Raw genomic sequence first — 15,375 nt, forward strand, 5'->3', positions numbered from 1 at the left:
CCTCATTCTAATTTATTTCAAGTGCTTCGTGCAATTATACAAACCGCACTCCCAAATTTCATTTGATTGGGTGACAATCGTAACGGCAGTGTTATTAAGTGGAGCCTCCTTGTCCAGATGGGGTACAAGTTCTAGAAGGATCTTCCTGATAAATGCGCCGTGGCTGATGATCAGTACGTTTTTACCAGGATTGGCATCCTGTATATCCGCCAGTGCAGCAAGTCCGCGATCCAGCACAGCTTCATATTTTTCAAATCCAAGATCGAGGTTGCGCCACTCAGTGCCCCACTTGGCAATTCTCTCCGATTCAATCGTGCCTTCAATTTGTCCGAAGCTTACCTCACGCAGCCGAGGATCAAAATGGATTTCTCCAATTCCCAGCCTGCCGGCAATCACTTCAGCTGTTTGCCTTGCTCGAAGGAGAGGGCTTGCGTAAAGACAATCCCATTTTTCGCTTGAAAGCCTTTCTGCAAGCAAGCCAGCTTCGTTTAGACCGCCTTGGTCTAGCGGAATATCGGAGCTTCCCTGTATCCGGCCTTCCTTATTCCAAGCTGTGCTTCCATGCCGGATAAATCCTAGTGTTGTCATATTTACCTCCAAAAACTATTATAATAATTGTTATTTACCAATGGAAACCTGCCTAATCTTCATCATCATTGAATTCTGCCTGTAAGCTTTTTCTCCCAAGCTCGGGTCTTGGAGGCGCTCTGGGCGTTAATAAATATATCCTCATCTTTTGTTTTTATATGAAGGTAAGGAGGTACCCCCTTTTGAATGAACAGCAGACTCGTCCCATAGCCGGTTACCTTGAATTTGCCTTTTGCAACGGTTTCCAGGCCAAATCCGTTCACCTTCCAGGTTACTTCTGGCATGTCATCGAGGAGGCTGACTGCTTCTATTTCCGCGTATGTCCATGAATCCCCGTACATTCCAGTAACTTCAAAGCTTTCTTCTTTTAAAATTAGCTTCGGGTCCTGATAGCCCAAAAACATCAGTATCCCGATTGAAATAATCGTCACTGACCCAATGCTTATGCTAATAATATAGCTCATTTTTCGCTTTTTTTGGACCTCGTAGCGAGAGAGATATATGAATCCTCCAAGCAGGAAAACCAGCATAAAGCCAAAATTGACTTCAATCGCATATGGAAATGACGTAAAAATTAGCGGAAGCAAAACAATCATTCCGATTGCAGTCCCTATTAGCAGGCTGCCTGTTCTCTGTGGGTAGCCCCGTTCGATAAGCTGGGTTTGTTCCTCCTTAGGCCTGATTGAAAAGCCTGATATTAGCCAGTACGCTCCCCGCCTTAAACCCCATCCAAGCAAAAGGAACAAAACGGCAGTGCCGAGTTGAATACTAAAAAGCAGCCACATTAAAACGCCCCCTTTATCACACACTTAGCATACTATACACAGGAAAAAAGTTCATTCCGTATAGAAGGGTTTATCCTCTTTAACAGCTGCCGATTTTAAAGTATATGAGATGAGGATAAGCATACGTTTTCCTTTTAAAAAATGGGAGCTATGATAGCAAGCGCAGGTGTACGGAGCTAAAAAAGTAACACAACAAAATGCAGCTAGGTAGAGGAAATCGAAGAGGAGCAGGCAATAATAAGAGCCGAGTTCCAAGAAGGAACCGGCTTTTCGGCTTCTGTGCTAATTAACGCGCAACCGCTGTACTATTTCCCGATGAACATTTGTGTCCAGTGGTTGCTGTTTTGCAGGAACCCTACCCCGATATGGGTGAATTCCCTGTTCAAAATGTTTCGGCGGTGTCCTTCGGAGTTCATCCAAGCTTGTACCACTTCTTGAGCAGATCGCTGTCCTACAGCGATATTTTCACCTGCAGTCCGGTACGAAACGCCGAAGTCGCGCATCATATCAAACGGTGACCCATATGTTGGGCTTGTATGGGAAAAGTAATTGTTTTGTGCCATGTCTAAAGATTTTCTTTGAGCAACACCGCTTAGCTGTGTATCAGCCTGTAATGGCGGGAGCCCATTCTGCTGGCGCTGGACGTTCGTTAAGTCAATTACTTGTTGGGCCATTTGGCTAATTCCAGGTCCTGCAGCAGGCTGCTGGCGATTCGTTGTTTGTTGCTGTGGTAATTGAGCTGTACCTTGTTGTTGTCCCAGTTGTGGGTAAAAGCCCTGCCCCTGTTGTCCGGCACCTGGCAGTTGTCCCTGATTCGTTACCGGAGGCATTGCCCCAGGTATTAGCTGTTGGTTTTGCCCTTGTTGGTTTATTGCACGGTTTTGTTCGTCCATTCGTACAAATTGGTATTCTGCTGGACGGATCAAAACTGGTTGTGTGTGAGGGTAATTTCTACTCGACATGGATGTTTGGATGCTGGATAAATCATTGCGGCCAAACCAGTTTCCATTGTCGTTTCGTTTTCCGTTTTGCTTTCCATCTCTCCTGTCATTTCCAAAAGTGTCTGAACGTCCTTCACGGTCATCATCGTTATGACCTGGGTCCCATTCCTCGGTTAATAGCCCTTCATTATCCATTCCGAAGAAGTCATTGTTGTTGTCCCTATCCCCATTGTTCCGAACATTGTATGCGCCTGTTCCATGATCAGTTGCATTGTCGTTCCCATTATTGTTGCAGGCGGCAAGGCCGAATACAAGAAGTGCGGCCATTGCTAGACCAATTGTTTTCTTTATCAAACGAATAGCCCCCTTTGCTTTCAAGTTATGGTACTCCTTTAGTTTCCGGCTTCCGTACTCAAATATGAATGGTAATATCCTGTAGTTGGCAATCCCCATACAGTTAATAGCGGGTTTTGTATAAAAGGGAAGGCAGTGGGAAAAATTTTAATATGAGGCTTATGGAGGTTACGGCATGGAAAACATTCATTCGGTTCGGCTGACGTCTGCTGAAATCTCGCAGCTCTGGGGGGCCTATATCTACATCAATTTGTTCAGTGATGTACTGAGGGACGAGGATATACCCGCACCCATGACCTGGGATACCGAAGTGACCTCGAATACGGAAGCCGTTTTTTCTGATAAGCTGATGATGCACCTTGAGAATGATTTAACTACGATTGAAATTGGTTTTTACGGGATGAGCCTTTCGTTTAGTACGCGCAGAGCCCTTGCTTCCATGTATCAAAGGCTGTCAGCTGAAATCCAGCTATATACGGAGGATGGCGCTGAAATATTAATCAAGCACAGTTGTTCGAATCCCCGCCCAAAACCGTCGACCGTAATGAACTGCTAAAGCAAAAAAGAAATAGTATAAATGCCTTGGTTTTAAAGGAGCCGGGGCTTTTTATATTTGCCTGAATATAGTCGGAAAGGTGAACGAGAAAACTGCAATTCCTCAGAATGACATTTTTTCGAGAAAAGCGGGTAAAAGAATAGGCAAAATACTCATTTTAAGATATGATAACAAAATGATGTTTTAGCGCATAAAAGCGTAAAAGTATAAGTGTTTAGGGGTGCAATATATTGGACGAAAAAACTAACATGAATAACCCTTCAAACCCAACCGGTAGAAATGAGGATCAATTGAAGCGAGGATTAAGTAATCGCCATATTCAGTTGATTGCTCTTGGCGGGGCTATTGGAGTTGGACTTTTCTACGGATCCAGCTCGACGATAGAACTAGGCGGCCCCGCCATACTGCTATCCTATGCTGTGGGCGGTTTTGTTATCTTTCTGATTATGCGAGCGCTTGGGGAAATGGCGATTGCCAATCCTGTATCTGGCTCATTTAGTGAATATGCGAACAAGTATCTTGGAAGATTTGCCGGCTATGTTACTGGCTGGACTTACTGGTTCAACTGGGTAGTAGTCGGCATGGCCGAAATTACCGTTGTCGGAGCATATATCCAGTACTGGTTCCCAGACATCCCCTCTTGGGTGACTGCTCTTGTTGTGCTTGCGGTGATGACCGCTATCAATTTAATCAACGTAAAGGCATTTGGTGAATTTGAATTCTGGTTTGCCATGATTAAAGTCCTTGCTATTATCGGATTAATCGTGGCCGGGCTGGGCATCATCCTGTTCGGTTTTGGCAATGGGGGGAATCCAGTAGGCTTCAATAACCTCTGGGCTCATGGAGGCTTCATGCCCGAAGGTCTAACGGGAGTTGTTCTTTCTCTTGTCATGGTCATGTTCTCATTCGGAGGAATTGAATTGATCGGGCTGACAGCGGGTGAAGCAGAGAATCCGAAGAAGACCATTCCATCAGCTATCAATAACGTTATCTGGAGGATTTTGATTTTTTACATTGGCGCGCTAGGTGTCATCATGACCCTCTATCCATGGAACAAAATTGGTACAGAAGGCAGCCCGTTCGTACTTATTTTTGATAAAATCGGCATGCCTGCCGCTGCGGATGTCATAAACTTTGTTGTTCTGACTGCTGCTCTTTCGGCGTTCAACAGCGGCATGTATGGGACAGGCAGAATGCTCTTTAGTCTTGCTGACCAGGGAAACGGCCCGAAGCTTTTCGGGAAGCTCAATAAACATGGCATTCCGGCAAGGGGAATCTTATTCACGTCAGCGATTCTTCTTATCGCCGTTTACCTGAATTACGTTGTGCCGGAAAAGGTTTTCTCCTATATTATGTCTATTGCGACAATTGCTGCGGTGACAAGTTGGACAATCATTCTCTTGACCCATATAAAGTTCCGCAAACTAACAGGCGGCGGCAAGCATTTCAGGATGCCTTTCCATCCAGTTTCTTCTTATCTTGCTCTGGCACTGCTAGCTGTTGTTGTCATTTCAATGGGCTTTATTGAAGGAACTTCTGTGGCCTTACTGGTTGCACCTATTTGGTTTGCGATCATGGCGGCTGGCTATTTTATAGTGAAAAAATAACTCATCTATTTAAGTCCTTGTGAAGGTTCCTCTCTTGAACCTTTGCAAGGACTTTTTATTGCGCGATTCTTTTCACACAATTGACAAACTCTTCTGTAAACAATTAAAGCCATTCAGCTAGAATGATGGTGAATGTATATATAAATGGGGTGTAAAGTGATGAAAGGTAACCGTCTGATTGCATGGTTGACTATCTTTATTATTTTGTTAGCTGCTCTTGCTTCAGCCTGGGGAATATTTTCAGGTGAAGGCGCGGGGCCTCATCCGTATAAAACCGTATCCGGTGAGATAATTGATCTTTATGGAAAAGGGTTGTACAAACATGATTCTGTTTCGGGGGCAGAACAGGAGATTGCCCAAGATATTGTCACACTTGTTCTGGGAATCCCGCTTTTGATTGTTTCCCTTTTTCTTTCGAATAAGGGGCTTTTGAAGGGAAGGCTGTTACTTGCAGGCACCCTTGGCTATTTTCTTTACACCTATGCTTCGTACTCCTTTCTTTCGGCTTATAATCCATTCTTCCTCATCTATGTACTTCTAATGTCTACAAGCTTCTTTGCTTTTACTCTAACATTGACTTCCTTCAACACCAACGCACTGGCCGCGCGTTTTAAGGAAACGATGCCGGTCCGGTTTTTAGGCGGCGTACTGATTTTTCTGGGGTTTGCAATCGGATTGATGTGGATTGGCAGGATTGTACCCTCATTGACCGGGAGAGTGGTACCGGTAGGGCTTGACCATTACACCACCCTCGTCATCCAGGCACTTGACCTGGGTTTTGTGGTTCCTATCGGAATAGTTGCGGGATGGATGTTACTGAAAAAAAGGCCAACAGGATATTTGCTCGGGCCTATAATCATTATTAAAGTTATGACACTGTCGACTGCTGTTACAGCGATGGCTGTTAGGATGTTTATAGCTGGAGTGACTAGCAGCCTGGCTGAGACGGGCATATTTGCCGTGATTACTTTGTTGATTGCGGCTTGCTTGTATCTTGTCCTTTACAATGTGAAGGAAGTGGAAGGTGATTTCGTGTGAACACATTGATTCTTTATGAATCAAAACATGGAACAGTGGCCCATGCAGCATCTATTCTTACTGAGAGTCTTAATGGGGAAGTGGTTGCTGTGAAGCTATCAGATGGTAATATTCCGCCTCTGGCCGGCTTTGATGCAGTTATTCTGGGCGGATCCATTTACTTTGGAAAAATCCAAAAGACGATATCGCGTTTCATTGCTAAGAACAGGCAAGAGCTTCTTGGAAAAAAGCTTGGCTTATTCATTTGTGGGGCGCATCCAGACCAGAAGGAGCGGGAAAAGGAACTTCAGCTGGCGTATCCGAAAGAGCTGATGGTGCAAGCGGCAGCTGCTGATATTTTAGGCTATCAAATCCATATCCAAGACCTTAACCGCCTTGAGGCTATTATTGTCAAATCTATCTTGGGACTGAAGGAAGATAAAGATGGACTTGATAGGGGAAGAATTGAGGCTTTTGCACGAAAGATGAACAAATAAGAGAAAAGGCTGGCACCTTTATAAGGAGCCAGCCTTGTTACTTTCTTATGAAGTTTTCAGGTTTTGCGGCAAAGAGCCCGGTTCTTTTTTTCCGCTAAAGGCTAAGCCTATCAAAGCGCCAACAATGGCTGGAACAACCCAATCCATGCCAGCTGATGCAAATGGCAATGCGTTCCTAAAAGTCACCAGTGGGCCAAGGTCAAGGCCGAATGTGGTAAGCCCGCTAATAGCCGCGAACACGCCAGTTAGTAACATCGATGTCCCGTACACCATGCGCGGATTCCGGAAATAACGGTGGAAGAAGCTAAGTGTAACAAGGACAATAGTTAACGGATAAGCAGTAACCAAAAATGGTACGGAAACCTTCAGGATTTGTGCAAGTCCTGCATTGGAAAGGATAAACCCAATCAAGGTGATAGCTGTAACGACAGCCTTGTAGCTAGCCTTTGGGATAACCTTAGAGAAATATTCACCACAGGCGGAGGTTAGACCGACAACTGTTGTAAAGCAGGCCAGGGTGAAAATCAACCCGAGAAGTGCTGTTCCTGGTTTGCCCAAAACGAGAGTCGAGGCGGTAGCGAGAAGCTCAGCACCTGATTCGAATGGACCGCTTTCGCCCATTCTCGCGCCTACCCAACCAATCGATACATATACCAGAGCAAGCAATGAACCTGCAATGACTGCAGCTTTCATCAAATAGCTAGTAAGCTGCTTTTCGTCTTTCACACCATGCTGTTTGACAGCAGTGATGATTACAATCCCGAAGGTAAGGGAAGCTAGAGCATCCATTGTGTTATACCCTTCAAGGAAGCCTTTGAAAAATGCGCCGGTATCATAGCCGCCAGATGGAGCAAGAAGGGAACCATCGAGCTTGACGAATCCTACTACACAAAGGACGACGATGGATACAAGCAATACGGGAGTAATCCAGCGACCCATATATTTTTGCATCTTGTCTTGGTTTAATGCAGTGAAAAAGGCAACAAGGAAGAATAATGCCGAGTATACGAATAATGCGACTGTTTGATTCATTGTATCTGGTGCGAACGGCAAAACGCCCATTTCAAACGCAACGGATGCATTTCGCGGAATCGCAAGGAATGGACCGATAGAAAGATAAACGACTGCAATGAAAACCGCACTGAAGACTGGGTGAACACGATTACCCATTTCTACTGCACCGCCTTTAACCCGTGCAACTGCAAGGATCACAAGTAGTGGAAGGCCAACAGCGGTAAGTACAAATCCAGCCATCGCAAGCCAGTACGATGTACCGGAAAGAGCCCCAAGGAAAGGAGGGAAAATTAGATTGCCTGCTCCAAAAAACATAGAAAACAACATAAAGCCAATAAACAACGTGTCAAACTTTTTCATTTCTCTAATTCTCCCTTTCTTTTTAGAAGTAGTGCACTGTGATGGTACACAATACGGAAATTATTTTGAAAAATAAAAAACCCGCCCCCGTTATACAGGGACGAGTTAATGAACTCGCGTTACCACCCTTATTCCGCAACACCAAAGATGATTGCGGCGCTCAGCCAACGTACAAACATACGTCTTCCTTGTAACGGCGGAAATCCCGTCAAAGCTTACTTTTACTTCAGCTTTGCATCTCGGAGATGATATTCGGATAGGCACTGGACACCGGCTTTCACCATCTGCCGGCTCTCTGGGGAACAGTCTTCCTAGCTTACTCTTCTCGTCATCGATTTCATTTTTTAAAAATAATTTAAACATAATCTATCAGAGAATTCAGGAAGGTGTCAACATCTTTTTTAGACAATTTGAAAAATTGCTCCTCTTCAAAAATACCTTAGGAGAGGGGGAAAGCTTATTTATCAATCATGTAAGCGTTCCCTATCAGGTTGTATTTTCCAACAAGAAAGTGGACTGAGTCATGCATTCATTATTTTTAGTGAAATCTAAGGGTAGGTACAAGTTGAAAGTTTGTCTTTTAGTTTGTTTATCTCAACCTTGAAAGCTCTGAGTAGATGTCGCTCAAGGTCCTATACCCAGCATCGATTGCCTTTTCAAGGTAATAAGACCAAACCTGGGCTGCCAGCATTGCGTCGCCTAGAGCATGATGTCGGCCTGCTGGCTCAATTCCGCACACCTTACATATATCCTCAAGTGTAGTTTGTTTGTAGGCAGGATTGAATAGGCGAATTAAAAAAGAAGTATCGATAATTCGGTGGCGAAAGGATATTTTTAGCGATTCTCTGGCCATCTGTTTCATGAACGCTTGTTCATGCTGTGAATGATGGGCAATTAGGACGTTGCTTCTGACAAACTTATAAAAATCAACCAGGACATCAGCAGGAAGGGGTGCATGTGCTACATCTTCATTCGTAATGCCAGTTAGATTAACAATGACGGGCGAGAGCTGACCTTCATGATGAATTAAAGAGTAAAACTTCTCCGAATCCACAATAGTCGACCCAACCATTTTGATGGCCCCGATCGAAATGACTTTATCACCTTTATCAGGAAAGAAGCCCGTTGTTTCAAGGTCAAAGGAAACTGCCTTTAGGGAAACAAGGGGAGTACCAAGTACATCATGATCTTTCATTTCTTTGTCAAGCTGCCTTAATAATGAAATATGCCTTAAATCCTGCTCAGTGGAGGCTGCTGATAGTCCTTTTGCCCGGTGGGAGGATGTTCTTCTGAAGTAGTTGAGGAAATCATTCATTCCCATGGCGGGATTCCTTTTCAATCAGTTTTCTGACCTTCTCAAACAAATGGACACCATCCAGAAGAATTGCCCGTAGTTCTTTTTTTTGATCCTTCGTAAGCTTCCCTGGATGCAAATAATGTTCCGCTTCATAGTTTTCATGGCCGCCGAAGGCTAGCCGGAAATCGAGTAGCTTTGAAAATCTGCATTCATAGTAAATTCGTTCACTGGCTGAAAGGATACTGTCTGGCAGCCGGCGAAACCTTCCGATTGTTGATGTTTCAGCGATTTCTTCATGGATGGCAAGGATTCTAGCACTGTTTATATAGGGGAGGAGCCCGGTTTCCTTGATGTTGATCATACCTGTGAAAGGTCCATGGGTTTCAACAAGAAGTTGCCCAAGGACCCCAACCCCCTTTTTGATATGCATTGTGTTATTTATAATCCTGGGAAGGAGCTGTTTCTGGTGAATTGAATGGAATACAACTCTCTTTAATTCTCCAAGCAAGTCTTCGTTACCAGCTAGGCTTCTGGAATCAAGAAATGTAAGCAAATGGCGGATTGTTTCCCAGGATGCTTCCTCTGTCCAATATTCAACCTGGTTCTGCCAGTGAGCCAAGGAATGGCACCACATTGGGTTGCTTGCCATAACATTGCCATCACATTTAGGATAGCCAACCTCAGTTAAGCCCTCGGTAATCTCTCTGCCGAGCGTAAGGAAGTACCCTTTTACGTTCTCTCCCCCGTCGACGAAAATAAGCCCGTGGTCCTGGTCGCTCCATATGCCCTGTTCGCATCGGCCTGCGCTCCCAAGGACAAAAAATGAAAAGGGGGAAGGGGCAGGGCCTAGTTCCTGGGCAACTTTTTCTATCGCAAGCCATACGACCTGTTCCATAATAGTGTTATTGAGTTTGGCGAGGGTTGTATTTGAGTCCAGCCCTGCCATCATTATTTCGGTCCGGTATGATCTGATTTTTTCATATATGCTGCCGTTGGCCATAGTGACAGCCCTCCTTGAGCTATTAAAAAAACCTTCTATTAGTTACTGCTCAGAGCTCCTCGTAATGTCTCTTTTGGATTAATTAAACACTTCTACCTGTAATTAATGCACATTAACTTTTAGCTCAAAAATGGCGGTCCCTGCCAAGGGAACCGCCATATGAATCTTTTGGGGTACTTACTCCTGGGAAGCAAAAGTTCCCGTTGCGGCATGTTTTTTTTGATGGAAAATAGCATCTTCCTGATTCGTTTCGGCTTTCAGAAGCTCTGGATAACCATAGCTTCCATGTTCACTTATATCGAGACCGATAATTTCTTCCTCCTCCGTTACACGCAGGCCTTTCATCGCCAGTTTCATAACGTAAAGTATCGCGAAAGAAACGGCGAAGGCAAATGTGCCAGAGGCGATAACGCCAAGTGCCTGAACGCCAAGCTGTTCAAGGCCTCCCCCATAGAAGAGACCGGGCCTGCCAACGCTAGCAAGTTCTTCGGTTGCGAAAAACCCGGTTGAAAGGGTTCCCCAAATTCCTGCAGCCCCATGGACAGAAAGGGCAAAGATGGGATCATCGATTTTTCTCTTTTCAAAGAAACGGATGCTATAGAATACAAGAATACCTGCGATAAAACCAATTAACACTGCTGCCCATGTATCAACGAATGCACACGATGCTGTTATAGCTACAAGTCCGGCCAATGCTCCGTTCAACATCATTGGCACATCAGCTTTGCCGGTGACCACCCAGGAGATTATGAGAGCCGCGACAACGCCTGCGGCAGCTGCCAGGTTTGTATTAAGTGCAACGAATCCAAAGAATCCGGCATCAACGGAAACCGTGCTGCCTGCATTAAAGCCAAACCAGCCTACCCAAAGGAGGAGGACGCTTAGCGCGGTAAACACTTGATTATGTCCCTCAATGTTATTAGACGAGCCATCTTTGTTGTACTTTCCAATTCTGGGTTTTAGCAAGATTGTTCCGGCGAGGGCAGCCATTGCACCTGTCAGGTGAACAACTGTAGAACCTGCAAAATCCTGCTTGCCGTGTTCGGCAAGCCAGCCGCCACCCCAAATCCAGTGGGCGATAACAGGGTAAACTAGAATTGAAAAAAGGAAAGCGAAAACAAGATAAACAGATAATTTTGCCCGTTCAGCAAAGCCGCCGAAAGCGATTGTTAGTGAAATGCCGGCAAAGGCTAGCTGAAATAAAAAGAAAACAGCCCCTGAAAGGTTTATACCTTCAATATCGTAACCAGAATAGAAAAAATCCGAAAATCCAACATATGCATTTCCTTCACCAAAAATAAGTCCATAGCCTATCGCCCAGAATACAAGCGAGGAAATACCGAATGTTAAAATTGTTTTTCCGGCAATATGGCCAGCATTCTTCATCCGGGTTGAACCAGTCTCAAGCAGGATGAAACCGCCAAGCATCAAAATGACCAAAACAGCGCCTACCATAACCCACAAGCTATTCATTAAAAATAATAGATCCATTAAAAAAATCTCCCTCCATTTTGATTTCCCTCTTTGTAGAGATATTTTCGCATGGAAGGAGATAGGATTCTACAATCATGTAAGAAAACCTAACATAGAATTCTTATTGGTTATTTTTTAATCCAAAATGTGCATTAATCTGGCCTTGAATCATTTTCCTGCGTATATTCTTTTCAGAATCCACTTTCTTTCGTTTAATTTCCTGGCGTATTTCATAAGTTTGGACGCCGTCTTCGATTTTTTCAGCAATTTCTACAAGCAATTCCACATCGGAGAAGGAGTATTTTCGACTTCCTCCAGAAGTCCGATCCGGAAAAATAAGCTTTCTTTCTTCGTAATAACGAATTTGCCGTTCGGAAAGCCCTGTTAATTCCTTGACCACTCCGATGGAAATAACCTTTTTATCCTTGTAGGAAAACGCTCCAGTCCCCACCCTGACTCCCCCTTGGAAAACTCAAATGTTCTGACTTTAGTAATTTAGTACATTATATGTTAAGAAACCTAACATGGTCAACGGGAATAGGAGAGGGAAGAAAAAATAAGTGAAAAACCACCCCGTTATCGAAGTGGTTGGTGAAATTTCATTATAAGACAAATAGATAAACACTCAGGAAGTGGGATAAACTCCCAAGCAAAATAAAAATGTGGAATATCTCATGAAAGCCCATATGCTTTGTCCGGAGGAATTCGGGCTTTGCACCATAAATGATTCCGCCAATTGTATAAAAAATCCCCCCAAGAATCAGCAGGAATAAACCTGCCCAATGAAGGTTTCCTGATAGTAATGGAGCCACAAATACTACCATCCAGCCGAGAATAATATAGAGGGAGGTCGAAAGCCAGCGCGGGCAGTCGAACCAGACCATTTTGAAAATAATACCGCCAATTGCTGCTGTGGAAACAATCCCAAAGAGGATCCAACCGGCACGCCCATTTAGAGATATTAGGCAATAAGGGGTGTACGTTCCGGCGATTAAAATGAAAATCATGGAATGGTCAAGACGGCGCAAGAATGCAATTACTTTATCCTTCGCGATGACCAAATGGTAAGTAGCGGAAGCGGAATAAAGCAAAATCATACTAACACCGAAAATGATTACTGCTGTAATGGCAACTCCGGACATTCCAGCGAGTGAAGCCTTTATGACCATTGCCAAAAGCCCGGCAAAGGAAAGAAGGGCACCGGCTAGATGGGTGAATCCATTAACAGGTTCGCGAACATAAGTATTCATAAATACACCTCGGCAATTCGTAATATAGTTTTAATAACTACTTATAATAATACATATATACCGATATGTAGTCAATGTTTATGTAAAAGGTATTTTCCTGTATACTATAGGCAAAGCATTTAAATGATGGAGGTAACAATGAAAGAAATTGAGGAATTAGTGGCCAAGCTTGGACTTGATAAACAATTAAGACTAGACGAAATACCGAGAATAGACTTGTACATGGATCAGGTTATTCAGCTTTTTGAAAACAAATATGCAGATACAAAACGAAATGAGGAAGAAAAGATCCTGACTAAGACTATGATAAACAACTATGCAAAAGGGGATTTGTTTTTTCCTGTAAAAAAGAAAAAATATACCAGGGACCACCTTGTTATGATCAGCATGATTTATCAGCTGAAGGGTGCTCTATCAATCAATGATATCAAAGGTGTGTTAGAGGGTATCAATAATCAGGCTGTACGAGGCGAACTGAATCTAAGCGATTTTTATTCAATCTACCTCGACCTTTGTGAGACGAACACTGAAGACTTTATGGGTGAATTGGCAAAACGATATGCCGCTGTTAACGATAAATGTGAAACAAACTCTGAAGATGTCAATCGAAAAGTTCTGCTGATTGCGTCGCTAGTTCATATGAGCAATATGTACAGGCGTGTTGCGGAAAAGATTGCAGACGAATTATTGGAGAAGAATTCTGGAGAAAAGTAAAAGGACCCGGTATGGTTCCGGGTCCCTCAATATGTCTTTGGTCAACCTGCAGGGGGGTTATGCTGCAGGGGAAGTTTTTTCGATAGGTAATTCAATTAGCACTTTTGTCCCTTTGTTGATTTCGCTTGAAAATCCCATCTTCCCGCGATGTGAATCAACTATTTTATAGCTGACGGTTAGGCCAAGTCCTGTTCCTTTTTCCTTTGAGGAATAGAACGGCTGGCCTATCTTCTCAAGTCTATCCTTGGAGATTCCAATTCCTGTATCAGTTATGGTGACAGTTACGGTTCCGTGCCCCGTTCTTGTTGCCCACACTTTTACTTTTCCGCCTGGATGTGAGGCTTCAATTGCGTTTTTGATCACATTGATAAACAATTGTTTAAGCTGGTTTCGCTCGCAATCCAGAAATAAATCCTGCCTTCCGATGGTGTACTCGAGCTGTACATTATAAAAGGCAGCTTCTGTTTCTAGCAATGTGATGACATCGTGCAAAATCAGATATAAATTTGAATGCTGGAATTTTATTTCCTGTGGCTTTGCTAATAAGAGCAGCTCCCCTACAATCGAGTTGATTCGATTGAGCTCGTTTTTCATGATTGCATAGTAGGACTGATGCTTTTCATCCTCGGATTGCAAGAGCTGTACAAACCCAATCAGCGATGTCAGCGGATTCCGTATTTCATGTGCTACACTTGCAGACATTTCTCCGACAACCGAAAGCTTTTCGGAGCGCCGGAGCTGCTCCTCGGTTTCTCTCAACTTGGTAACGTTTTTGCCATATCCAATTAATCCTGTGGTGTTTCCGTTTATGATGATTGGCATCGAGGTGCACTCCACAATAATGGTGGATCCCGTACTCGTAGTTAATTCCAGTTCAATGGTTTGTGGCTTCTTATGAATCACGACCGCTGAAAGATAACGGCCAAGCATTCTTTTATCCGCATTCGGCATCAAATCTAGAATACGTTTACCGATAATATCAGCTGGTTCATAGCCAGTTACTTCCTTAAAGCGTGAATTGACGTTAGTAAACATTCCTGTTAAATCAGTCATGTAAACGATATCCGGGTTATATTCAAACAAGGATTTATACTGCTGCCTGCTATCCTCGAGCAAATTAATGAGCATTCTGTTTTCAGTAATATCACGGCCGATGATGACAAGTCCTTTACGTTCTCCATCAGGATAAAACAGGGGTATTTTAATGGTGTCAAATATCCTTTTAACTCCCGAGGGTGTTTCAAGGATTTCTTCAACTCTAGTTATCTTCCCATTGGTCCAGGCTTCTTCATCTGAAATTTCACAATAACGGAGTGCATCGCCATAATCCTTCGAAAATGGTGCCAGTTCAGAATCCTTTTTGCCTCGATAATCTACTCCGGTAAGTTGGAACAGCTCAAGTCCATATTCGTTAACCTCAATCCATCTTCCTTTTCCATCCTTGAAATTCACAAAATCAACCATCGAGTTGATAAGGGTGGAAAGTTGTTGTTCCCCTAGTCTGGCTCGATTAAGTTCTCTTGTTTTTTTAAAGAGAAGGTAAATAAGAATACCTATAATTGTTGTTAATAGAGTATCCTTTGCCAGACTAAGCGCCATAACTTGGTTTGAAGCCCCAAACAGGGCAAATAGATAGTTTGTTCCGAAAATTAGGGCGATGATGGCTATAATGCTAGAAAGGTAAATCTTTTTGTTCATAGGTCCCCCTGTAAAAATTTGCATACCTCTTGTGAGTGTATTCCTATACTACCATAGGAGAATACCTGAAGGGTATCTAAAATGAGGGATATTTAGAGAGTTAAATGCTGGTTTTAAAAGGGAAATGGAGCTGTAAAGGATAAATTTGTTGAGGGAGTTGGGAGAAGAGGGGGGGATGCCTGCCATCCAACCCCTCTTTAAGTTAAAGGTTTACGGAATCATAA

15 protein-coding genes and 1 other annotated feature are annotated in these 15,375 nt (G+C 43.6%); of the genes, 5 read left to right on the plus strand and 10 right to left on the minus strand.

Annotation, left to right across the window (positions count from 1 at the left end; all coding sequences use genetic code 11):
• Positions 1-12: 12 nt before the first annotated feature.
• The 3 genes from TY16_RS07610 to TY16_RS07620 form a co-directional block, all read right to left on the minus strand.
• Entirely contained in the window at positions 13-588 is a 576-nt protein-coding gene (locus tag TY16_RS07610; protein ID WP_043931242.1) for a histidine phosphatase family protein, read from the minus strand.
• Positions 589-653: 65 nt separating this feature from the next.
• A complete protein-coding gene (locus TY16_RS07615; RefSeq protein ID WP_043931243.1) occupies positions 654-1,373 on the minus strand; it encodes a DUF3784 domain-containing protein in 720 nt (239 codons plus the stop codon).
• A 305-nt stretch (positions 1,374-1,678) separates the two neighbouring features.
• Complete coding sequence (locus tag TY16_RS07620) at positions 1,679-2,668, minus strand: CAP domain-containing protein (RefSeq protein WP_442853211.1); 990 nt, start codon at positions 2,666-2,668, stop codon at positions 1,679-1,681.
• A 175-nt stretch (positions 2,669-2,843) separates the two neighbouring features.
• Here TY16_RS07620 and TY16_RS07625 point away from each other — a divergent pair, with 175 nt between their 5' ends.
• The 4 genes from TY16_RS07625 (at position 2,844) to TY16_RS07640 (ending at position 6,345) form a co-directional block, all read left to right on the plus strand.
• On the plus strand, positions 2,844-3,224 hold the full coding sequence (locus TY16_RS07625; RefSeq protein ID WP_043931245.1) for a DUF3231 family protein: 381 nt from the start codon (positions 2,844-2,846) through the stop codon (positions 3,222-3,224).
• 248 nt (positions 3,225-3,472) lie between these two features.
• Positions 3,473-4,831, plus strand: a complete 1,359-nt coding sequence (locus TY16_RS07630) for an amino acid permease (RefSeq protein WP_043934582.1) — start codon at positions 3,473-3,475, stop codon at positions 4,829-4,831.
• Between the two features lie 159 nt (positions 4,832-4,990).
• A complete protein-coding gene (locus TY16_RS07635; protein ID WP_197028369.1) occupies positions 4,991-5,869 on the plus strand; it encodes a hypothetical protein in 879 nt (292 codons plus the stop codon).
• The gene (locus TY16_RS07640) at positions 5,866-6,345 is read left to right on the plus strand and encodes a flavodoxin domain-containing protein (RefSeq protein WP_052342644.1); all 480 of its coding nucleotides are present in this window, start codon (positions 5,866-5,868) and stop codon (positions 6,343-6,345) included. Before TY16_RS07635 ends, TY16_RS07640 begins: the two co-directional genes overlap by 4 nt.
• A 45-nt stretch (positions 6,346-6,390) precedes the next feature.
• Here TY16_RS07640 and brnQ read toward each other — a convergent pair whose 3' ends face one another.
• The 6 genes from brnQ to trhA form a co-directional block, all read right to left on the minus strand.
• Entirely contained in the window at positions 6,391-7,719 is a 1,329-nt protein-coding gene (gene brnQ, locus TY16_RS07645) for a branched-chain amino acid transport system II carrier protein (RefSeq protein WP_043931246.1), read from the minus strand.
• A gap of 93 nt (positions 7,720-7,812) precedes the next feature.
• Positions 7,813-8,060: a binding site (T-box leader), on the minus strand.
• A 248-nt stretch (positions 8,061-8,308) separates the two neighbouring features.
• Entirely contained in the window at positions 8,309-9,040 is a 732-nt protein-coding gene (locus TY16_RS07650; protein ID WP_043931248.1) for an exonuclease domain-containing protein, read from the minus strand.
• Positions 9,027-10,016, minus strand: coding sequence for a DUF294 nucleotidyltransferase-like domain-containing protein (locus TY16_RS07655; protein ID WP_043931249.1), 990 nt, complete (start codon positions 10,014-10,016; stop codon positions 9,027-9,029). The genes TY16_RS07650 and TY16_RS07655 overlap by 14 nt, the downstream gene beginning before the upstream one ends.
• 177 nt (positions 10,017-10,193) lie before the next feature.
• Entirely contained in the window at positions 10,194-11,507 is a 1,314-nt protein-coding gene (locus TY16_RS07660; RefSeq protein WP_043931251.1) for an ammonium transporter, read from the minus strand.
• Positions 11,508-11,610: 103 nt separating this feature from the next.
• A complete protein-coding gene (locus tag TY16_RS07665) occupies positions 11,611-11,940 on the minus strand; it encodes a MerR family transcriptional regulator (protein ID WP_043931252.1) in 330 nt (109 codons plus the stop codon).
• Positions 11,941-12,091: 151 nt separating this feature from the next.
• The gene (gene trhA, locus TY16_RS07670) at positions 12,092-12,739 is read right to left on the minus strand and encodes a PAQR family membrane homeostasis protein TrhA (protein WP_043931253.1); all 648 of its coding nucleotides are present in this window, start codon (positions 12,737-12,739) and stop codon (positions 12,092-12,094) included.
• A 138-nt stretch (positions 12,740-12,877) separates the two neighbouring features.
• On the opposite strand from trhA, the gene TY16_RS07675 reads away from it, so the two are divergent.
• A complete protein-coding gene (locus TY16_RS07675; protein WP_043931254.1) occupies positions 12,878-13,453 on the plus strand; it encodes a DUF1836 domain-containing protein in 576 nt (191 codons plus the stop codon).
• Between the two features lie 57 nt (positions 13,454-13,510).
• Here the strand turns inward: TY16_RS07675 and TY16_RS07680 are convergent, their stop codons facing one another.
• Positions 13,511-15,151: a PAS domain-containing sensor histidine kinase gene (locus tag TY16_RS07680; protein ID WP_043931255.1), complete on the minus strand. Its 1,641-nt coding sequence runs from the start codon at positions 15,149-15,151 to the stop codon at positions 13,511-13,513.
• Between the last annotated feature and the right edge of the window lie 224 nt (positions 15,152-15,375).

Source organism: Bacillus sp. EB01, assembly GCF_000613125.1.
In the GTDB taxonomy this organism is placed as follows: Bacteria; Bacillota; Bacilli; order Bacillales; family Cytobacillaceae; genus Bacillus_D.